This window comes from Flavobacterium sp. (assembly GCF_003525665.1).
Classification (GTDB): Bacteria; Bacteroidota; Bacteroidia; order Flavobacteriales; family Flavobacteriaceae; genus Flavobacterium.
Genome location: NZ_DQDX01000157.1, coordinates 1 through 22,957, shown reverse-complemented (window position 1 = coordinate 22,957; position 22,957 = coordinate 1). Strand labels below are relative to the sequence as shown.

Sequence of the window (22,957 nt, the reverse complement as noted above, 5' to 3'; positions counted from 1 at the left end):
CATAAATGGCTAATAAAGTATTTTTACTATTCTCTTTTCTGATTATTTTTAATTTAAATAGTTATTCTCAAACGTTAAAAAAAACACTGAAAACCAATTTTAGTGCCGAAAAAATAACTATTGATGGAAAATTTGATGAAGAAGTATGGAAAACTGCTGAGATAGCAACAGACTTTATAATGATTGCACCCAATAATGGTGATCCAGAAAAATATAATAGACGATCAGAAGTTAAAATCGTTTATGATAATGAAGCTATTTATGTTGCTGCTACAATGTACGACGACGAACCTAAAAAAATTTTAAGGGAGCTTACAGCAAGAGATGAATTTGGATCTGCTGACCATTTTGGAATATTTTTCAACGGTTATAATGATGGTCAACAAGAGTTTCGTTTTTATGTGAGCGCTGCTGGTGTTCAACAAGATTGTGTATACACAGAAGCTAATGGAGAAGATTTTAGTTTGAATTCTATTTGGGACAGTAAAACAAGTATTACAGATTACGGATGGACTATAGAATTAAAGATTCCTTATGCCGCGCTTCGTTTTTCTGATGAAAAAAAACAAACTTGGGGATTAAATATGTATCGAGAGGTATATAGAGATCGTTTTCAATATACTTGGAATTTAATTGACATTAATTTACAAACAGAAGCCAATCAGGCAGGAATTCTTGAAGGTATTGAAAACATTAAAACTCCTACTCGATTATTTTTAATTCCATACACTTCTTATTATTTAAGTGGAAATGATGCCAACAAAACCAAAGGTGAATTTAAAGGAGGACTAGACGTAAAATATGGAATCAATGATGCTTTTACGCTAGATGCAATTCTTGTGCCCGATTTTGGTCAAGCTGCTTTTGACAGAGTAGAACTTAACCTTGGACCATTCGAACAACAATTTGCAGAAAATAGACCCTTTTTTACAGAAGGAACTGATTTATTTAACAAAGGAAATCTATTTTATTCGAGAAGAATTGGAGGCGAACCATCGGTACAACCAACATTATCATCTGACGAAGATTTTATCGAATATCCATCGACAGTAAGTTTATTAAATGCTTTAAAAGTATCAGGTAGAACCAAAGGCGGATTAGGTATTGGGATTCTAAATGCTGTCACAGAAAAAACAGATGCAGTTATAAGAAATACTATCACAGGAGAAACAAGAAATGAACTTATAGAACCCTTAGCAAACTTCAACCTTTTTGTATTAGACCAACGTTTTAGGCAAAACTCTTCTGTTTCATTTATCAATACCAATGTTACAAGAAATGGCGAATATAGAGATGCGAATGTATCTGCAATAATATATGATTTAAATACAAAGAAAAATACCTTTAATTTATCTGGTGATTATAAATTTAGCCATGTAAACGATTACCTTCTCGATAATAGAAATGGTTACAACACCTCAATAAATTTAGGAAAAACAAAAGGTCAATATCGCTACAGCGTTGGTAGCCAGTATGTTTCAAACGAATGGGATAACAACGATTTAGGAATCAACTTTCAAACCAATTATCATGCTGTTTATGGTAATGCCAGTTATAGAATAATAAAACCTACAAAGACATTTAATACCTTAAATGTACAATTAAATTTATATTCAGAATTTAACAACACAACGGGTAGTGTTCAAGAATCTAGTGCTAATTTAAATTTTAATTCTACCAATAAACGAAATGATTATCATGGATTTGGTTTAAACGCAAGACCAACTGCAGTTTACGATTATTATGAACCTCGTTCGGCAGATAATAGTAAATTCTTAATCGTTCCAAAAAGATTTGGCGGAAATTACTTTTTCTCGTCAAATTATGCCAAAAAATTTGCGTTAGATTTTAGTCCGTCAATATCTTTTTTTGACGAAAAAGACCGACTAAACTTTAATTTACTTGTAAGTCCAAGATATCGATTTTCAGATAAGTTACTTCTTGTGTACAGTTCAAGATTTTCAAGACAAGTAAACGATATTGGATGGATAGATTTCGATAATTCAGACAATACAATACTGGCAAAACGCAATAGAAATACCTATACTAATACACTGTCAGGAAAATATGCAATCAATGATTTGATAACTTTTAATCTTTCTATTCGTCATTATTGGAGTTACGCAATTAATAATGAGATACTAACTCTTCAAGACAACGGCACTCTAGAAACCAATACAAATTATAACATAAATAAAAACTCCAATTTTAATACTTGGAATATGGATTTATCCTTTTCTTGGTGGTTTGCTCCTGGTAGTCAAATGTCAATATTATATCGAAATAACTCTTCCCTATTTGCTAGAGAATTTAATAAAGAAATTGGTAGCAATTTTAGAGATGCCGTTAATCAAGAAAATCTCAATCATATTTTATCTGTTAGTATTCGCTATTTTATTGATTACAACTCTGCTAAAAACTGGTTTTCTAAGAGAAAATAAATCAAAAAACACTAAATCGATTTCGCAATTTTCATTTAAATAACCAATCACTTTTCATTTGATTTTTTTGCAAATGCTTATCTTTGTGTAAAACATAATCACAATGAACAAAAAAGTAATTCTGATGATTCTTGATGGTTGGGGAAAATCTCCAGATCCAAGAGTTTCAGCCATAGACAATGCCAACGTTCCTTTTATAAACAGTTTATACACCAAATATCCGAGCGCACAATTACGAACCGATGGTTTAAACGTAGGTTTACCAGAAGGTCAAATGGGTAACTCCGAAGTTGGTCACATGAATCTTGGCGCAGGACGAATAGTCTACCAAGATTTGGCTCGAATAAATCTAGCTGTAGAGCACAAAACTGTAAATCAAGAAAAACCGCTACTTGATGCTTTTCAATATGCATTAGAAAACAATAAAAAAGTACACTTTTTAGGATTAGTTTCTAATGGTGGCGTTCATTCGCATACATCGCATTTGTACGGATTATTAGAAGCCGCAGAACAATACGGTTTGGAAAAAGTCTTCGTTCATGCTTTTACCGATGGTCGTGATGTAGATCCAAAATCGGCAGTTTTAGACATCGCCAACTTACAAGAATATGTACAAAATTCTCATGCAAAAATCGCTACAGTAATAGGACGATACTATTCAATGGATAGAGATAGACGTTGGGAACGCGTGAAACTAGCTTATGATTTATTAGTAAATTCTGTTGGAAAACACACAACAAATATTGTTGAAAGCATCCAACAAAGCTATGACGAAAATGTAACCGATGAATTCATTCAGCCATTAGTTATGGTCGATGAAAATAACGAACCTTTAGCAAAAATTGAAAACGATGACGTAGTTATATTCTTCAATTTTAGAACTGATAGAGGTCGTGAATTAACCGAAGTGCTGTCGCAAAATGATTGTCATGAATTCAATATGCATAAACTCAATTTGTATTATGTTACCATGACCAATTATGACGATACTTACAAAAATGTTCATGTAATTTACGACAAAGACAACATTACAGAAACACTTGGAGAAGTTTTAGAGAAAGCTGGTAAAAAACAAATTAGAATTGCCGAAACCGAGAAATATCCTCACGTAACGTTCTTCTTTTCTGGCGGAAGAGAAGTTCCGTTTGAAGGCGAAACTCGAATTTTAAGAAACTCACCAAAAGTTGCCACCTACGATTTACAACCAGAAATGAGCGCTTTTGAACTGAAAGATGCCTTGGTTCCTGAATTGTACAAAGGCGAAGTAGATTTTGTTTGTTTGAATTTTGCCAATGGCGATATGGTTGGACATACAGGTGTAATGTCGGCAGCAATAAAAGCATGCGAAGCAGTTGATGCTTGTGTGAAAGAAGTTGTTGAAGCTGCTTTAGAAAACAATTACACCACAATAATAATTGCCGATCACGGAAATTGTGAAACAATGATTAATCCTGATGGTTCACCAAATACTGCGCATACAACGAATCCGGTGCCAATTATTCTAGTTGATAAGGATTTGAAAACAATTCATGACGGAGTTCTTGGCGACATCGCTCCTACTATTCTAGAATTAATGGGAATTGAAAAACCTAATGTAATGACTTGTAAATCTTTGTTATAATGAAATATTTATTGCTATCAATCGTACTAATTTCAACAAGTTGTTCAATTTCTTCAACATCAAAAGGAAAAGACGGAACTCCAGGTAAATCAGGAACAAATGCAAATCAATCGCAAAATGGCAAAAAAGGAGAAGATGGAAAAAAAGGCACTGATAAATCTGCTACGATAGGCATAAAAGTATAAAAAACTAATCCCGATTTCTTTCGGGATTTTTTTTGCGAAGTTTATAAATAAAAGTTAAAATTTCATAATCAATAGTAATACTATTATTTTTGTTTATATTTGTATCAATATAAAATGTAAAACTTTTAAATTTTAAAATCATGAAAAAACTTGTATTTATTGGTTTATCTTGTATTGCAGTAGTAATGAGTTCATGCAATCAAAAAGAAAAGAAAGAAGAACAAGCAAATGCTGTTCCAGTTCAAAACAAAGAAGTAAAAAAAGTTATTGATGAACTCGGATTGATTTATGTTGAAGAAGGCGCGCAAACCATCATTACCTATGATGAAGTAAACAAAGCCCAACAAGATTGGTGTGATGCACTTGTAAAAATTGGAAAACTAAAAGAAGAAGGTGGCGATTACAAAGCGTTTGCAGAGCAAGTTCTATCTGACGCTTATAATTATGATAATGGTAAAGTTTTTTTCAAACCAACATTAGCTTATGGTGATCAAACCTTCAGAAATGACAAAAAAGGCGCATTAGCTTACTTCATTGGAGGTGATGCCGATTATCCAAACGACAAAGGATTTGCACTTACACCTTGGGTAAAAGCGAGATATGACAATGCCGGAAAAAATAATGAAGGAATCCAAATTTATGGTTCAATTGCAATAACTATGGGAAATGTTTGGGTAACCGATAAAAATGGTAATGAAGTAATGGTCGATAAAACTTGGGTTTTCAAAAAAGGAAAAGACGGCAAGTTGAGAATTATAGTACACAAATCGTCACTACCTTTTTCTCCAACAAAATAACTTATATTGCGGGCTGATTCTGTATTGAGTCAGCCCAATATTTAAAATACTATGAAACAAAAATACCTTCTATTTACAGCTATTCTATTTATTTCGATAAGTAATTCTTACAGTCAAAATACTCGTAAAAACGAACGAAATGATATTGGTTGGTACAACTATTTTGGCACTTTTAAATTGAATAATAAATACAGTATTCACAGTGAATATCAACTTCGTAGAGATAATTTTATTACAGACAAACAACAAGGTTTACTTCGTCTTGGCTTAAATTATCAGCTCAATCCAAAGGTACAATTTAGATTAGGATATGCTTGGATAGAAACCTATCCTTATGGCGAAACACCAATTAACGGAATGGGAAAAGATTTTACAGAACATCGTGCTTTTCAAATGGTAACATTAACCGATAAAATTTCGAAAGTAGATATTTCACATCGATTTATGCTAGAACAACGATGGGTTGGCAGGTATTCTAATGCAAGTTTATCAACCGAAGATGAATTTCCTTTATTGAACCGATTTCGATATATGATTAGAGTTCAAATACCATTAAAAGGTGACAAAATTGAAAATAAAACACCCTACATTGCAGCCTATGACGAACTTTTTATTGGATTTGGAAAAAATGTAAATGAAAATATTTTTGATCAAAATAGAATTGGATTGGTGCTAGGCTATCGATTTAACAACACACTTCGCATTGAAGCAGGTTATTTAAATCAAACACTTCAACTGGGACGAGAAGTGACCAATCAAAATGTTTTTCAGAGCAATAACGGATTTATTATCAACACCAACTTCAGCTTTGATTTATCTAAAAAAGAAAATAAATAAACGATGAAAACATTGGATGTTCAAATCATTGAAACAGTAATTGTAGTTTTCGCTTATATAGTTTCGTACTTTATAACAAAGATTACAATAAACAATTTTTTAAAAAACACCCAACTACAAAGAGGTAGAAGAAAAATAATGATTAAAGCGTTTAATCTAATTTTCTTACTCGCTGCTGTTTTACTTATTGGAGCCATTTGGGGATTAAAACAAAATCAAATTGCACTTTTTGCCAGCACCATACTAACTGCTTTGGGAATTGCTTTTTTTGCTCAATGGTCATTATTATCTAACATTACCTCCAGTATTATTCTCTTTTTTAATCATCCATTAAAAATTGGTGACACTATAGAAATACTAGACAAAGAGTACTCTTTTGAAGGAGAAATTACAGATTTAACCTATTTCTTTCTTCATTTAAAATTAAAAAATGGAAAAATCATTACCATACCCAATTCGTTACTTTTACAAAAATCAATAGCCATCACTCAAAATAAATAAGTTAAAAAAAAATTAAAAATAGTAGTAAAACATAAATTATTAATAGTAATACTATTATATTTGCAACTGATTTGATTTTAACATTAAAAACAATCATCATGAAAAAAATAGTTCAACTTTCGGCTTTGCTTTTTTTCTTTACGTCATTAAGTTTCGCACAAATTAATGATAAAGAAAAAGAATATACTTCTATGAGAGAGGCGCTGATAAACCCAGAAAAAGTATATCGCTTAAACCTTAGCAATCAAGACATTTCACTTTCTAGCGAACAATGGTCTCAATTTGTAAACTTAGAATATCTTAATTTGAAAAACGATCATCTAAGAGAAATTCCTCTTGGTATAACAAAAATTAAATCACTAAAAACAATTGATTTAAGTGGAAACGATTTTTCTAAATTGCCAGACGCTTTTTCTAATTTAGTCAACTTGGAAGAGATCTATTTGAATGATGAAAAGAACATGAATCTTCCTAAAACGCTTTCAATATTATCTAATCTCCCAAAATTAAAAACGTTGCATCTTGAGAATGATAATTTATCGAAATTGCCAAGTGAAATTTTATTGTTTAAAAACTTAGAAAACCTGTACCTAAATCAAAATAATTTCAAAAAAATCCCTGAAATTCAAACGCTAGACCATTTGAAATACCTTGATTTAAGAGACAATAAAATCAATCCTGAATTACAAGATATGAAAAACCTAAACTTCGGATTTAAAATAAACTTCTAAAAATACAATCATGATAGATGCTTTAATACCTTTACTTTCCTTAATTGCATTAGAAGTAATTCTAGGAATTGACAACATCATTTTCATTTCGATACTTGCCGATAAGCTTCCAGAAAGTCAGAGAAACAAACTCCGTTTTTGGGGAATTGGTCTAGCAATGGTAATGCGATTGGCCTTACTTGCTTTTATTTCATGGATTTTAAAACTTGATAAAACGTTATTCTCACTTTTTGAAATTGACTTCACCGGAAAAGGATTAATTCTAATTTTAGGAGGATTATTTTTAATCTACAAAAGCACCAAAGAAATTTATCACAAGACCGAAATTGCTAATTCACACGAAGCCGAACTTCCAAAAAAAGGGAATTTTAGCAAACTTTTGGGTGAAGTAATTCTGTTAGATTTAGTTTTTTCAGTAGATTCAATTATCACCGCAGTTGGTATGGTTGATGAGCTTTGGGTAATGTATACTGCTGTAATTGTAACCGTAATCATTATGTTATTTGCCTCAAAACCAATCAGCGGATTTATATCTAAACATCCATCGTTTAAAGTTTTAGCACTTTGTTTTTTAATGATGATTGGAGTTTCACTTATTGCAGAAGGCTTCCACTTTGAAATACCTAAAGGATACATCTATTTTTCAATGGCATTTGCCTTTTTAGTAGATGTAATCCAAATGAAAACGATTCCGAATACTACTAAAAAAGATTAATATTATGCAAAATATACTTTCAAATATCATCATTTCTGTCAACGACAAATTGTACGTAAAAAACCCTGAAACATCAGAATTGGGCAAAAAGATTATAGAACAAAGTATTCTACTAATTGACGAAATCGGATTTGAAAACTTTACTTTCAAAAAATTAGGAGAAAGAATCAGCTCCAACGAAAGTTCTATTTATCGTTATTTTGAGAGCAAACACAAATTAATGTTATATCTTTCCTCATGGTATTGGGGTTGGATTGAATACAAATTAGCATTTGCCACAACCAACGTTTCCAATCCGATGGAACGATTAAAAAAAGGCATCACGATTGTTACAGAAAAAGTAGAAGACGATTCCACAACGTTACATATTAACGAATCTGTTTTAAATAAAATAATCATACAAGAATTCACTAAAACCTTACTTACCAAAGAAGTAGATGAAGAAAACAAAGAAGGTTTTTTTCTAGTTTACAAAAGAGTAATCAATAGAATTATTGAAATGATTAACGAAGTAAATCCGCAATATGCTTTTGCCAAAAGTTTAGCATCGTCTATTGTAGAAGGCGCATTGCACCAGCACTTTTTGAAAGATCATTTAAAAACGATTACTAATTGTAACGAAAACGTTTCTCCAACAGATTTTTATATCAATCTAATTGAAAACACATTAAGATAATCATGAATCAATCACCTTTACAACGTTATTTTAATTTATTAAAACTAGACAAGAGAGATATTTCTCAAATAGTTTTCTATGCTGTTTTTGCAGGATTAGTAAGTTTATCATTACCATTAGGAATTCAAGCTATTATAAACTTAATTCAAGCAGGACAAGTAAGTGTATCATGGGTTGTACTCGTAGTAATTGTGGTAATTGGTGTAGCCTTAGTTGGAATATTATCCTTAATGCAACTACGAATTACAGAAAACTTACAACAAAAAATATTTGTTCGTTCCTCTTTCGAATTTAGTTATCGTTTGCCTAAAATTAAATTTGAAGAACTATACAACCAATATCCACCAGAATTAGCCAATCGATTTTTTGATACTATTTCGATTCAAAAAGGAACTTCAAAATTACTAATCGATTTTTCTACTGCACTTTTACAAATCCTTTTCGGAATAATTCTGCTATCGTTATATCATCCATTCTTTATTTTCTTCGGAGTTTTACTAATTGTGTTACTCTATTCTATATTTAAATTCTCCTACAATTCAGGACTTGCTTCAAGTTTGAAAGAGTCAAAATACAAGTATAAAGTTGCAAGTTGGTTGCAAGAAATTGCAAGAAATAATTTCAGTTTTAGAAAACAAGACAACTTTGATTTTGCTTTAAACAAAAACAATATCCTAGTAGATGAATATTTAAATTATAGAGAAAAACATTTTAAAGTAATCAAAAGACAATTTTCACAACTTATTGTCTTCAAGGTAGTAATAACAGCAGCTTTATTATTAATTGGCGGTTATTTGGTTTTAAATCAAAAAATGAATATCGGTCAATTCGTAGCTGCAGAAATCATTATTTTGTTAGTTCTTAACTCGGTTGAAAAATTAATTGTAGGATTAGAAAGTCTTTATGATGTGTTAACTTCGGTAGAAAAAATTGGTCAAATTGTAGATTTAAATATTGAAGAACCTCAGTCTAAAAATCAAGATTATTGTTTTACCAATATCACTTTAGAAACTGAAAACCTTCGATTCAAATTTCCAGATTCTATGGATGATGTTCTAGATAAAATAACTTTAAAAATTGATCAAGCCGAAAAAATTTACCTTGAAGGCGATAATGGATCCGGGAAAACAACACTTTTGCGAATACTGTCGGGTTCAATGCAAACAACTTCGGGTTCCTTTTTTATAAATGACGATACCTATCGCAAAATTGACTTAGCACAATACCGCTCGCAAATTGGAACTATCACTCAAGGCGAAACACCATTTGAAGGAACTATTTTAGAAAACATAACGTTCAACAATCCATTAGTTTCGCATGAAGACATAAAATGGGCGATTGAAAGTGTAAAATTAGGAACGTTTATCAAAACATTAAAAGACGGATTAGACACTAAAATTTTTCCAGACGGACGACAGCTATCGTCTTCCAATGCACAAAAAATTCTATTAGCTAGAAGCATTGTGAGTAAACCTAAAATCCTGTTCTTTGAAGATCCTTTAGACAAAATGGATGCAGAAGCAACCAAAGAAATCATCGATTTTATTACAGATGCCAAAAACAAATGGACCGTAATTGTCTCTTCTAAAAATGAGTATTGGAAACAAAGATGCTCTAGAAGAATCAAAATGAAAGACGGAAAAATAATTGCTGACACAAAACAATAATTGCCATGCTGAATATTTCTAAAAAAAATCCGATAACCGAAAAAATTGATCAATACAGTACTATAAGAAGTCTTGCCAACAGACCTCATTACAAGATATTGAACAAAATAATCCTTTATGTTTCCTTACTTGGAGTTGTAATTTTATTCCTTCCTTGGACTCAAAATATCTCAGGTTCAGGCGCAGTTACTACGTTAAAACCAAATCAACGACCACAAACTATTCAATCGGCAATTGCTGGTAGAATAGAAAAATGGTACGTTCAAGAAGGTGATTTTGTAAAAAAAGGTGATACAATTTTGTTCATTTCAGAAATTAAAGAAGATTATTTTGATCCCAATTTAGTTCAAAATACCAAAAGCCAAGTCGATGCTAAAAAAATGGCAGGACAATCTTATGGCGGAAAAGTAACTTCGCTTTCGGCTCAAATCAATGCCATTGAAAACGAACGCGTTTTAAAATTACAACAAGCTCAAAATAAAATTCGTCAAGGAATTTTAAAAGTAAAAAGCGATAGTATGGATTTAGAAGCTGTAAAAACGCAAATAAAAATCGCCAACACACAATTCAATCGTTCCGTAACTTTAAACAAAGAAGGACTAAAACCACTAACTGATGTAGAGGAAAAAAGATTGAAATTACAAGAAGTAGAAGCTAAAATCATTACGCAAGAAAACAAACTGTTGGCAAGCAAAAACGAATTGATAAACGCCAAAGTAGAAATTAACCGAATCAGTGCTGAATATGCAGAAAAATCATCAAAAGCACAAAGTGATCAATTCACGGCATTGAGTAGCCAGTATGATACCGAAGCACAAGTAAATAAACTTGAAAATCAAGTGGTAAATTACCAAATTCGAAACGGCATGTACTACATAAAAGCACCGCAAGATGGCTATGTAAACCGTGCCATTCAATCGGGAATTGGTGAAACTATTAAGGAAGGAACTCAAATTGTGAGCATCATGCCTTCAAAATACGACATCGCAGTAGAAACTTATGTTTCACCAACTGATTTACCTTTAATTCACAAAGGCGAAAAAGTTAGAATTTGGTTCGATGGTTGGCCAACAATAGTATTTTCAGGTTGGCCCAACATGAGTTACGGAACCTTTGGAGGAAAAATTGTAGCCATAGAAAACTTCATTTCTCCAAACGGAAAATTCCGAGTTTTAATCGCGCCAGACGAAAAAGAAGATGCTTGGCCAAAACAAGTTAGCATTGGTTCGGGTGCGCAAACACTGGCTTTGCTAGACAATGTGCCAATTTGGTTTGAACTTTGGAGAACACTAAACGGCTTTCCTCCAAACTATTACAAACCAACTAATGAGACAACCAAAGAGAAAAAATAATTTTTTAAAGAACGAATGGCTTGCGCATTTTTGCAATCCATGTTCCTGCTTTTCGCTCTATCTTTTTTTTACAAAAAAAGGATGCCGCTACAATCAGGGTTACAACACAATCTAAAGGTTACTAAAAATGAATTTCAAAACACTAGTATTTTTACTATTCACTACTTGGGTTGCTGCACAAGAAAAAAACCTTCAAGAACTCACGTACAATGAGTATTTGGGCTATGTAAAAAAATACCATCCTATGGTAAAAAGTGCCAACCTTGAAGTCACTAGCGCTCAAGCCAATTTAATGATGGCACGCGGTGGATTTGATCCAAAAATTGAAGTAGATTTCGATAAAAAACAATTTAAAGACACCGAATATTATTCGCTTTTAAACAGCAGTTTCAAAATACCAACTTGGTATGGAATTGAAGTTAAAGCGGGTTTTGACAATAGCGAAGGTGTTTATTTAAATCCGCAAAATACACTTCCTAATCAAGGATTAACTTCACTAGGAATTTCGGTTCCATTAGGTCAAGGATTATTAATAAACCAACGAATGGCCGATTTACGAAAAGCTAAAATCCAAATCCAATTAAGTCAAGCCGAACGAAAATTACAAGCCATCGAGGTTTTATACAACGCATCTGTTGCCTATTTTAATTGGAAACGAAATTACAGCGAAGTACAACTTTACACAGAATATTTGCAAAATGCAGAAATACGTTTCAAAGGTGTTTCAAGTTTAATAATAAACGGCGACAAACCAGCAATAGACAGTGTTGAAGCCGGAATTATTGTAAGAAATAGAAAACTAAGTCTTGAAGATTCGCAATTGAAATTGGCAAAAGCCAAATTAGAATTGTCCAACTTCTTATGGTTAGAAAATAATGTTCCTTTGGAATTACAAGACACTATAATTCCCGAGATAAAACTTGAAAATACAATCAAAGAAACTTTAAAGACAAACGAACTTTTAGTTGAAAACATTTCGATAGAAAATCATCCAAAAATTAATTCACTTCAAAGTAAATTGGGAATTCTAGAAGTCGAGCGTCAATTAAAAGCCAACAGTTTATTACCAAAAATAGATTTAGGCTACAGTTATTTATCGGAACAAAGCGCTTGGAATAACACCAACTTCAACAACTATAAAGTAGGTGTAAATTTTAGTTTTCCTATTTTTTTAAGAAAAGAACGTGGAGGATTGCAATTAGCAAAATTCAAAATTCAAGACACCAAATATTCGTTAGATTTAGAACGTGTTCAACTTAAAAACAAAATCAACGCACAACAAACTGAAATCAATTCGCTTGAAAGACAACGAAAATTAATTTCAGATTTAGTGAAAGATTACAACACGATGTTGAGTTCAGAAGAGCGCTTGTTTTCTTTTGGTGAAAGTTCTATTTTCTTAATTAATTCACGAGAAAACAACTTGGTTAGTTCCCAATTATCAGAGTTGAGTTTGGAAAATCGTTATTTAATTTCGAATGCCGAATTATTTAAAATAATGGCCAATCCAGATTGATAATTTTACAAAAGACAATGGCTAACTAGCCCTGATAGCAATGAAAATCCTTTTTTAACTCCGACAGAGTTTTGAACTCTGTCGGAGTTGAAAAAGATTGTAATGGATAGCAGGAAAATGGAAACCAAGAATTCCCAAACCATTCGCTCCTACATTTTATTAAACAATTCGTAGTATTCTCTTTCTATACTTTCTTGGTGATTTGGATGCGCAATTCGAATTAATTCTGCAGCGCGTTGTTTTAGCGATTTTCCGTATAAATCGGCGATTCCGTTTTCTGTAATTACGTAATGAATGTGGGCTCTTGTGGTTACAACTCCAGCGCCTTGTTTCAAGAAAGGAACAATTCTACTGATGCCATTTTTGGTCGTTGATGGCAAGGCAATTATGGCTTTTCCGCCCGGACTTAATGATGCGCCACGAATAAAATCCATTTGTCCGCCAACTCCAGAATACATTTGTGGACCAATAGAATCGGCACAAACTTGACCCGTTAAATCTACTTCGATAGCCGAATTTATGGCAATCATGTTTGGATTTTTTCTAATTCGAGCCGTGTCATTTACCATCGAAGATTCTTTCATTTCGATGAACGGATTGTCGTTTACAAAATCATACAATCGTTTGGAACCAATAAGAAAAGTTGCCAAAGCGCGACCTCGCAAAGTTCCTTTATAATTGCAATTGATAACGTCATTTTCTATCAAATCGATAACACCATCAGAAAACATTTCGGTATGCAAACCTAAATCTTTATGGTTTTTTAATTTGCTCAAAGCCGCATTCGGAATGGAACCAATTCCCATTTGAAGCGTACTTTTGTTATCAATTAAAGAGGCAATATGCGTTCCAATTTTATCTTCATCGTCGGTAAACGGAACTGGCGCATGACCATAAATAGGAACATCAACTTCAACCAGATAATCAATTTCGGAAACGTGAAGAATTCCGTCGCCAAAAGTTCTAGGCATTTGCGGATTGACTTGTGCGATGACGATTTTAGCGTTCTCAACTGCAGCAACCGCAGCTTCTACAGAAACTCCAAGCGAACAATAACCATGTCTATCTGGTGGTGAAACGTGGATGAAAGCAACATCAAGTGGCAATACATTTTTACGAAACAAATGCGGCAATTCACTAAGAAAAACTGGCGTGTAAGAACCATTTCCAGCTCTTAAAGTGTGACGCACATTGGCTCCAATAAAAAAGGAATTCACGTGAAAACTTTCTCTCAATTCTGGATTGGCATAACGTGCTTCGCCTTCTGTGTGAAGATGACAAATTTCTACATTTCTTAATTCGGATGCTCTTTCTGTTAATGCGTTGGCCAATATTGTTGGTGCTGCAGCTGCGGCTTGAAGATAAACTCGATCTCCAGATTTTACGACTTTTACAGCTTCGTGCGCTGTTACATATTTACTCATACCTAATAAATTTTACGCAAAGTTAAATTCGGAATTTTTGAAAAAACATGATAAAACTCATAAAAGATGAAATTCCAAAAAAACAAAATCCAAATTCCAATACTTACAAAATGAAATACTAAACACTTTTCACTACTTTTGCAATCACAAAATTTGAAAAATGATTATTCCAAAAACAAGAGAAGAAATTGAGTTGATGCGCGAAAGTGCGTTGTTGGTTTCTAAAACATTGGGCGAAATTGCAAAAGTGATTAAGCCAGGTGTAACTACTTTACAATTAGACAAATTAGCCGAAGAGTTCATAAGAGACAATGGCGGAGTTCCAGGATTTTTAGGAATGTATGGTTTCCCAAATTCGCTGTGTATGAGTCCGAATGCGCAAGTAGTTCACGGAATTCCAAATACAACTCCATTGCAAGAAGGCGATGTTATTTCGGTAGATTGTGGTGTTTTGATGAATGAATTTTATGGCGATCATGCCTATAGTTTTGAAATTGGCGAAGTGGCACCAGAGGTAAAAAAATTACTTCAAGTTACTAAGGAAAGTTTATACGTTGGAATTAGAGAATTCCGCGCTGGGAACCGTGTAGAAGACGTTGGAAATGCTATTCAAAAATATTGTGAAGATCATGGTTATGGCGTAGTTCGTGAACTTGTTGGTCACGGATTAGGTAAAAAAATGCACGAAGATCCAGAAATGCCAAACTACGGAAAAAAAGGTCGCGGAAAATTATTCGTAGAAGGAATGGTTGTTGCTATTGAACCAATGATTAACATGGGAACAAAAAACATCAAACAATTAAAAGACGGTTGGACAATTCTAACTGCCGATGGAAAACCAAGTGCTCACTTTGAACACGACGTTGCCTTAATCGACGGAAAACCAGAAATTTTATCGACTTTCAAATACATTTATGATGCTTTAGGAATTGTGAGTGATGAGGAAAAGGAGTTTCGAAATCATTATACATTGTAATTTTACAGGAATTTCACGAATTTGCACGAATTTGCATCTAAAATAAAATGAAAAAACTATTCAAGTTCATATTAAATACTATTCCTCGTCCGATATTGATTCGAATGAGTATTGTGGTGCGTCCTATTTTGGCTTTTTTGTTAAAAGGAAGTCGTTTTACTGATCCAATTGATGGAAAAAGCTTTAGAATGTTTTTACCTTATGGATATGGAAATCAGAGAAATAACGTTCTTTCTCCGAGTACATTATCGTTAGAAAGACATCGTTTATTGTGGATTTATCTTCAAAATGAAACTGATTTTTTTACTTCAAAAGAAAAGAAAAAAGTACTACATTTTGCTCCTGAACAAGAATTCTACAAACGTTTCAAGAAACAAACTAACATCGATTATACTACAACCGATTTACTTTCGCCTTTGGCTGATGTAAAAGCAGATATTTGCAATTTGCCGTTTGAAGATAATCAATACGATTTAATTCTTTGCAACCACGTTTTAGAACACATTCCAGATGACACTAAAGCCATGCAAGAATTGTTTAGAGTTTTAAAACCCGGCGGAATGGGAATCTTTCAAATTCCACAGGATTTATCAAGAGCAATTACTTTTTCTGATGATACTATTGTTGACCAAAAAGAAAGAGCCAAAATCTTCGGGCAATATGATCACGTTCGTGTATACGGAAGAGATTATTTTGACAAATTAAGAAGCATCGGATTTAGAGTTATCGAAGAGGATTATACTTCTAAACTTACACCAGAATTAGTAGAAAAATATTGTTTAGCAAAAGGCGAAATTATCCCAGTTTGTTTTAAATAATTCCGATATAAAAAACAAAACCCTGTTAACTTTTACATTAACAGGGTTTTTTAGTTTTCAAAGAAATCTATTATTTCGTTTCTGGCATTAGAATTCCAATAACTTTATCTTTAGTTAGATATTNNAATTTCTTTAGCTGTTACGCTATTGATTTTTTCTTCCATTGATAAAACTTCTTCGGCAGATGAAGAAAACGTGTAAGCTTTTGTGAAATTACTCAACCAAAATCTGTTTTCTTTACTGTCCTTTTTAAAGTCGGCAATTTCACCTTCTTTAAATTTGGCTACGTCTTTTTCATCTGGACCATTATCGATAATTTTTTGTAATTCGTTTAAAGCAGAAGCCGTTAATTTCTCAGCATTTTCTGGTCCGCATGGGAAACCTATGTTAAAATTATACGATCCGTTTGGCACTTTGTTTAGACTTCCTCTTGCAGAAACTCCATAAACACCACTTTCATTTTCTCTTAATTCTTCTACTAATTTTATAGTAAGAACTTCACCCAAAGCTTGAATTGCCATAGCTTCTTTTGGCGAATAAGTTGTATCACCATAATACATAATTGTTACATTACTTTTAGGATCTGAACCTTTGTTAACCACTTTTTTCAAGTCGCCTTTCAACATTCTGATTCCTAAATCAACTGCTTTTTCTTTAGTTGTATTTGAAGGTAACGACGCAATATATTTAGCCGAAAATTCTTCAATTTGTTTATCATCTACATTTCCAACAAAGAAAAATTCGAAATCTCCAGCATTAGCAAAACGCTCTTTGTATTTGTCATAAGCCAATTTATAGTCTGTAGTTGACCATGTTTTTTCATCAGGGAAAATTCCAACAAATCTTGGGTTTTCTTTCATCAAATAACCATAAAACTCTTGTTGAAAAAACACGTTAGGTTGCGAAGATAAATTCTTGAAAAAAGCCGATTGTTTTTGTTTGTAACTTTCAAAAGCTTCGTTATCATAATTCAAATCGGTCATGTAAGCATGCGTCATTTGAAATAAATATTCTAAATCTTTTGGCGTTGTGCTTCCTCTTAATCCTTCAGTTACACCACTTATGTATGGAGTTACATTAGCAATTTTACCAGACATAAATTTGTCAATATCATTTTTCTTTAATCCAGAAAAACCTGCTTCAGTCAAACCACCATTGGCAAATTGAACTTTCTTAATTTCGTCATTGCTGTATAAATTTGAACCACCAAAACTTATGGCTTCCATTAAAACCTCATCGTTTTTAAAATCGGTTTTCTTGTACGTCACTTTCGCTCCATTTGATAAAACTAAAGTCGTAGTTCCCAATTTAGCATTAGTTTCTTTTTTCACAACTGAACCAGCTTTTATCTCTTTTCTAATCAAACTTGAAGCTAGAGCCGTTTCTTTGTAAGCCGTAATATCAGAGTCATTTGCATTTATAACAGCTAAAACTTCGGCTTCAGTAACTTTTTTCAAACCTTCTTTTTCTGGACCAGTTAACAGTACAAATCTATTTTCATCTTTAATGAAATTTTTAATCAAGCCATTAGTTTCTGCTAAAGAAATACTTGGAAGCATCTTTTTCACCGCTTCAAATTCCCATTCAATTCCTGGCGCAGGAACATTATCTAAAAAATAAGATTGGTATTCCGACACAAATCGCTCTGAGTTGGTTTTATCTTTTTCTTTAAAACTTGTTTCATAATTAGTAAGAACTGCAGCTTTAGCTCGATCCAATTCGCTTTGCGTAAATCCGAATTTTTTGGCTCTATTATTTTCTGTTACCAATACTTTTAAAGCCTCCAATTGCTTTTCTTCAGACATCATTGCAAATGATTGATAGGCTTCTTTAGTTCTAGCAAAAGTTCCACCATGAAACGAATATCCGTAAACAAATGGAGGATTTGGCGCATTAGTTAACTCTTGCAATCTATTATTTAACATGGTAGTAAATAATCCTTTAACCAAATCTTCTCTGTAATCATTTACTGTTACAGTAGGCTTTGGCTTCTCCATATCATTATAAAGAAGTTGCACTTGTGCGTCAGACGATTCTTTATCGGTTTCTATACTAACCAATGTTTCTTTGTGATTTGGAACTTCATAAATTTTTCGTGGTTTTGCATTTTTAGGATTTTTATAATTTGCAAAATGCGCAATTACTTTTTTCTCCATTTCGGCAACATCAATATCGCCAACTACAATAACCGACATCAAATCGGGACGATACCAATCTTTATAAAAACTAACCAATTTATCGTAGGTAAACGTTTCTAAAATTTCTTTTTTTCCAATAGGAAGTCGCTCTGCATATTGCGAGTTGTACATCATTTTTGGCAAATATCGGTCCATCATTCGCTTGTCGGCACCAAGACCTAATCTATATTCTTCAAGAACAACACCGCGTTCTTTATCAATTTCTTCTGGAGTTAAATTGGCATTAAAAGCCCAATCTTCAATAATTTGAAATCCTTTTTCCAACTTTTCAGGACTATCAGATGGAATCGGTAAAAAGTAAACCGTTTCGTCAAAACTTGTGTAAGCATTTAAGTGTTGCCCAAATTTTACTCCAATACTTTGCAGATAATCCACCAATTCGTTTTTAGGAAAACGTTTTGTACCATTAAAACACATGTGTTCCATAAAATGAGCCAAACCTCTTTGCTCATCAGTTTCAAGAATAGATCCAGCGTTGATAACCAATCGCAAATCTACTTTCTTTTCGGGTTTCGAATTTTTCCTAATGTAATATGTCAAGCCGTTTTTAAGTTTACCGGTTTTCACATTAGAATCAAAAGGGATTTTTTCATCTCCTTTAAAATCTTGTGCCACTAATGATAATGGAAAGACCATTAAGAAGAGCACTGCTTTTTTAATTTTTCTCATGGGGTATGAATTTATTTGTACTAAATGTATTACATAACTCAAAACCAACTCATTTATTATAAAACATTTAACAAAAATTTATAAAATCTAAAATTAGAAAATACTGCTCGGCACAATATTAGATAATAATAATTGTTATCTTTACACTTCTTATAATTTACGACTCAATGCAACATAAATTATTCCTCTTCTTATCTGCTTTTGTTACATCAATTATTTTTTCGCAAGAGAAAGAAGTCAATCCACCCTACCATATTAAAACAATTTCCTTTGTTCAAGGCGGACAAAATACAGTTCCTTTATTCAGGTTAGGAGATACATTCCAACTTCAATTTGATGATTTACACGGAACAGAAGACAATTATTACTACGCAATCACACACTGTGACTACAACTGGAAAAAATCGCAATTATCACGAAATGAATATTTGGGAGGATTTGATGACCAGCGAATTATAGATTACACTAATTCAATTAATGCACTGCAAATTTATTCGCATTACCGAATTAGTTTTCCAAACAAATTCACCCAATTAAAAGTAAGCGGAAACTATATAATTTCAATCTTAGACGAAAACAGAGACGTTGTCTTTTCGCGTAAAATAATTCTTTACGAAGATTTAGTTGCCGTTCCAATGCAAGTCAAACGAGCACGTGACGTTCGTGACGTAGAACAAAAACACAACATCGAATTTTCTGTAAGATCAACCGTAATTAATTTCCAAAGCCCGCTTCAAAATGTAAAAGTTATGTTGATGCAAAACGGTCGATTTGACAACGCCATTACTAACGTAAAACCAATGTTTACAATAGGTAACGACCTAATTTACAAATACGATAAAGAAACGCAGTTTTGGGGTGGAAACGAATATTTATTCTTCGAAAACAAAAACATTATGGGTGCAAATAACAGCATCGAATTTGTAGACACCAATGGCGGATTATACAATTCGCATCTTTATACCAATTCTGCTCGAGCTAAAAATCCGTATACTTTTTGGCCAGACATCAACGGAAATTTCTTGGTGAATTCTTTAAACAAGGAAAATTCAGAAATAGAAGCCGATTATGCGTGGGTTTATTTCTCGCTTTCTGCACCAGCTTTTTTCGCCAACAAAAACATTTACATCACTGGAATGTTCAATAATCATTCACTCACAGACGAAAACAAAATGGAATACAATCCAAAGAAACAAGTCTACGAAAAAGCCATAATGATCAAGCAAGGATTCACCAACTATAAATATGTAATTGCCGACAGCAAAGGAAATTTAGACGAAGAAAACGCCATAGATGGAAATTTCTACCAAACAGAAAACAACTACAGCGCCATCATTTATTACCGTGAAAACAACCAAAGATACGACCGTGTTATCGGAAAAGGAATTGCAACTTCCGTAGACATAATCAATTAAAAAATCTTTAACAATAAAATCACATTTGTTTATTTAGTAATTTTGTAACTTTACAAAAAGTTTCAACATGGTTTCTCAAATTACAAGAGGCATAAAAATATCTGTAAATACTAGTTTTGAAGGCACTTACTTCAAAAACTACAAGATACATTTTGCCTTTTCCTACGAGATAACTATAGAAAATCACAGCAAAGATTCAGTGCAATTAATGTCGCGTCATTGGGAAATTTTCGACTCACTCAACGACGTAGAAATGGTTGATGGCGAAGGCGTAATTGGCAAAAAACCAGTACTAAGACCAGGAGAATCGCACACTTACAGTTCGGGCTGTCTACTATCTTCTCCACACGGAGCGATGCGCGGATTTTTCAACATGATCAATTTTACTTCAACCAAAAACTTCAAAGTAATTGTACCAACCTTTCGCTTGAGCGCACCTTATGCTTTAAATTAATAATTGTTTTTAGAAGCAATTTCCCGCTATCCATTGCAAGTTTCCTTGTAAAAAACTTTTTTTCTAAGCCAAAAAACGTGCTTCTATGGTCGCAGTTTTTTGACAAGAAAAAATAGTTTTTTCCTTCACAAAGCTTTCCATTACTATCAGGGCTAAACCAATCAGAATCATAAGTGATTTGGGAAAATTTTGTAACTCTTGTTATCAAAAATTTAAAAAAACCTTTGTACTTTTGTTACAAATTAAATAATTCGCAAATACTATAATTTCAATTGTTTAAAACTCTAACATTCTAATACAATATATTATGCCAAAAGGTTTCTTTAACGTACCCAAAGCGGTCAACGAACCGGTAAAATCGTATGCTCCAAATTCGCCAGAAAAAGCAGCAGTTTTAGCGGCCTATAAAAAAATGTGGAACGAAACAATCGACGTTCCAATGTACATCGGTTCTGAGCAAATAAAAACTGGAAATACCAAAACCATGTCGGCGCCACACGATCACAAACACATCGTTGGAACCTATCATCTTGCCGAAAAATCTCATGTTGAAAAAGCAATTGCATCAGCATTAGAAGCAAGAAAAAAATGGTCACAAATGCCATGGGAACACAGAGCAGCCATCTTTTTAAAAGCAGCCGAATTAATTGCTGGACCCTACAGAGCAAGAATCAACGCTGCAACAATGATTGCACAATCTAAAACTATTTTCCAAGCCGAAATTGATGCATCATGTGAGTTAATCGACTTTTTACGTTACAACGTAGAATTCATGACGCAAATTTATCAAGACCAACCAGCATCCAATTCAGACGTTTGGAACAAAGTAGAATACCGTCCATTAGAAGGATTTATATATGCAATTACACCATTCAACTTTACTGCAATTGCTGCCAATCTTCCTGCAAGTGCGGCTTTAATGGGAAATACAGTTGTTTGGAAACCAAGTGATAGCCAAGTATTTTCTGCTAAAATCATTATTGATATTTTCAAAGAAGCTGGAGTTCCAGATGGCGTTATCAACGTAGTTTTTGGTGATCCAGTTATGATTACTGATACGATTCTAGCTCATCCAGATTTTGCTGGAGTTCATTATACAGGATCAACATTTGTATTCAAAGAAATCTGGAAAAAAATTGGCGAAAACATTCATACTTACAAAACGTACCCAAAAATTGTTGGAGAAACAGGCGGAAAAGATTTTGTTCTAGCACATCCATCAGCCAATGTAAAACAAGTAGTTACTGGAATTACTCGTGGAGCATTTGAATTTCAAGGACAAAAATGTTCGGCAGCTTCACGTGGATACATTCCGCAAAGTTTATGGCCAGCTGTGAAAGAGCAATTAATTACTGATGTAAAATCTATGAAAATGGGATCGCCAGAAGATTTTGGTAATTTCATCACAGCAGTAATTCACGAAGGTTCATTTGACAAATTAGCAAAATATATCGATCAAGCGAAAAATGATGCTGACGCAGAAATCATCGTAGGAGGAAATTATGATAAATCAAAAGGTTATTTTATTGAACCAACTATTATCGTAACTACAAATCCAAAATATGCAACAATGGAAACCGAACTTTTCGGTCCAGTGATGACGATTTACGTATATGAAGACACAAAATGGAGTGAAACGTTAAAATTAATTGACGAAACTTCAGAATATGCATTAACTGGAGCTATTTTCAGTCAAGATCGCTACGCAACAGTTGAAGCTACTGAAGCTTTAGAAAACGCTGCAGGAAATTTCTACATCAACGATAAACCAACTGGAGCAGTTGTAGGAATGCAACCTTTTGGTGGAGCAAGAGCTTCTGGAACTAATGATAAAGCAGGTTCAATGCAAAATTTATTGCGTTGGGTTTCACCAAGAACTATAAAAGAAACTTTTGTAACTCCTGAGAATTACAGATATCCGTTTTTGGGAGAATAAGTTTTAAATGACTAGTCCTAAATAATCG

General features: G+C 33.1%; 19 protein-coding genes. 17 read left to right on the top strand and 2 right to left on the bottom strand.

All coding sequences use genetic code 11. The features are described 5' to 3' along the window. Positions 1–179 precede the first annotated feature (179 nt). The 12 genes from DIU01_RS11180 (at position 180) to DIU01_RS11125 (ending at position 13,039) form a co-directional block, all read left to right on the top strand. Positions 180–2,441, top strand: coding sequence for a DUF5916 domain-containing protein (locus DIU01_RS11180; protein ID WP_367221989.1), 2,262 nt, complete (start codon positions 180–182; stop codon positions 2,439–2,441). A gap of 103 nt (positions 2,442–2,544) precedes the next feature. Next, positions 2,545–4,062 carry a 2,3-bisphosphoglycerate-independent phosphoglycerate mutase gene (gene gpmI, locus DIU01_RS11175; protein ID WP_290834466.1) on the top strand — a complete coding sequence of 506 codons (1,518 nt, stop codon included), beginning with the start codon at positions 2,545–2,547 and terminating at the stop codon, positions 4,060–4,062. Continuing rightward, complete coding sequence (locus DIU01_RS11170; protein WP_290834464.1) at positions 4,062–4,247, top strand: hypothetical protein; 186 nt, start codon at positions 4,062–4,064, stop codon at positions 4,245–4,247. The genes gpmI and DIU01_RS11170 overlap by 1 nt, the downstream gene beginning before the upstream one ends. Before the next feature lie 140 nt (positions 4,248–4,387). After that, positions 4,388–5,044, top strand: coding sequence for a hypothetical protein (locus tag DIU01_RS11165; RefSeq protein WP_290834463.1), 657 nt, complete (start codon positions 4,388–4,390; stop codon positions 5,042–5,044). Positions 5,045–5,095: 51 nt separating this feature from the next. Next, positions 5,096–5,881, top strand: a complete 786-nt coding sequence (locus DIU01_RS11160) for a DUF2490 domain-containing protein (protein WP_290834461.1) — start codon at positions 5,096–5,098, stop codon at positions 5,879–5,881. A 3-nt stretch (positions 5,882–5,884) separates the two neighbouring features. After that, entirely contained in the window at positions 5,885–6,382 is a 498-nt protein-coding gene (locus DIU01_RS11155; protein WP_290834460.1) for a mechanosensitive ion channel domain-containing protein, read from the top strand. A 98-nt stretch (positions 6,383–6,480) separates the two neighbouring features. Then, positions 6,481–7,113, top strand: a complete 633-nt coding sequence (locus tag DIU01_RS11150) for a leucine-rich repeat domain-containing protein (RefSeq protein ID WP_290834458.1) — start codon at positions 6,481–6,483, stop codon at positions 7,111–7,113. Positions 7,114–7,123: 10 nt separating this feature from the next. Next, positions 7,124–7,828 (top strand): TerC family protein, encoded by a 705-nt coding sequence (locus tag DIU01_RS11145; RefSeq protein ID WP_290834457.1) that lies wholly within the window; start codon positions 7,124–7,126, stop codon positions 7,826–7,828. A 4-nt stretch (positions 7,829–7,832) separates the two neighbouring features. Then, positions 7,833–8,504 (top strand): TetR/AcrR family transcriptional regulator, encoded by a 672-nt coding sequence (locus DIU01_RS11140; protein ID WP_290834456.1) that lies wholly within the window; start codon positions 7,833–7,835, stop codon positions 8,502–8,504. 2 nt (positions 8,505–8,506) lie between these two features. Further along, positions 8,507–10,171, top strand: coding sequence for a peptidase domain-containing ABC transporter (locus tag DIU01_RS11135; RefSeq protein ID WP_290834454.1), 1,665 nt, complete (start codon positions 8,507–8,509; stop codon positions 10,169–10,171). A gap of 5 nt (positions 10,172–10,176) precedes the next feature. Then, a complete protein-coding gene (locus DIU01_RS11130) occupies positions 10,177–11,523 on the top strand; it encodes an HlyD family efflux transporter periplasmic adaptor subunit (protein WP_290834452.1) in 1,347 nt (448 codons plus the stop codon). Positions 11,524–11,650: 127 nt separating this feature from the next. Further along, positions 11,651–13,039: a TolC family protein gene (locus tag DIU01_RS11125; RefSeq protein ID WP_290834450.1), complete on the top strand. Its 1,389-nt coding sequence runs from the start codon at positions 11,651–11,653 to the stop codon at positions 13,037–13,039. A 149-nt stretch (positions 13,040–13,188) separates the two neighbouring features. On the opposite strand, the gene DIU01_RS11120 is transcribed toward DIU01_RS11125, so the two are convergent. Beyond that, positions 13,189–14,463 (bottom strand): acetyl-CoA hydrolase/transferase C-terminal domain-containing protein, encoded by a 1,275-nt coding sequence (locus DIU01_RS11120; RefSeq protein WP_290834448.1) that lies wholly within the window; start codon positions 14,461–14,463, stop codon positions 13,189–13,191. Positions 14,464–14,623: 160 nt separating this feature from the next. Here DIU01_RS11120 and map point away from each other — a divergent pair, with 160 nt between their 5' ends. Both map and DIU01_RS11110 read left to right on the top strand, forming a co-directional pair. After that, positions 14,624–15,439, top strand: a complete 816-nt coding sequence (gene map, locus DIU01_RS11115; RefSeq protein WP_290834446.1) for a type I methionyl aminopeptidase — start codon at positions 14,624–14,626, stop codon at positions 15,437–15,439. A 47-nt stretch (positions 15,440–15,486) separates the two neighbouring features. Next, on the top strand, positions 15,487–16,257 hold the full coding sequence (locus DIU01_RS11110) for a class I SAM-dependent methyltransferase (protein ID WP_290834444.1): 771 nt from the start codon (positions 15,487–15,489) through the stop codon (positions 16,255–16,257). Between the two features lie 110 nt (positions 16,258–16,367). Here DIU01_RS11110 and DIU01_RS11105 read toward each other — a convergent pair whose 3' ends face one another. After that, positions 16,368–19,124, bottom strand: coding sequence for a pitrilysin family protein (locus DIU01_RS11105; RefSeq protein WP_290834442.1), 2,757 nt, complete (start codon positions 19,122–19,124; stop codon positions 16,368–16,370). 167 nt (positions 19,125–19,291) lie between these two features. Here DIU01_RS11105 and DIU01_RS11100 point away from each other — a divergent pair, with 167 nt between their 5' ends. The 3 genes from DIU01_RS11100 (at position 19,292) to pruA (ending at position 22,929) form a co-directional block, all read left to right on the top strand. Continuing rightward, positions 19,292–20,539, top strand: a complete 1,248-nt coding sequence (locus tag DIU01_RS11100) for a DUF5103 domain-containing protein (protein ID WP_290834441.1) — start codon at positions 19,292–19,294, stop codon at positions 20,537–20,539. Between the two features lie 67 nt (positions 20,540–20,606). After that, positions 20,607–20,993: a Co2+/Mg2+ efflux protein ApaG gene (apaG, locus tag DIU01_RS11095; protein WP_290834438.1), complete on the top strand. Its 387-nt coding sequence runs from the start codon at positions 20,607–20,609 to the stop codon at positions 20,991–20,993. A gap of 307 nt (positions 20,994–21,300) precedes the next feature. Then, entirely contained in the window at positions 21,301–22,929 is a 1,629-nt protein-coding gene (gene pruA / locus DIU01_RS11090) for an L-glutamate gamma-semialdehyde dehydrogenase (protein ID WP_290834436.1), read from the top strand. Positions 22,930–22,957 lie beyond the last annotated feature (28 nt).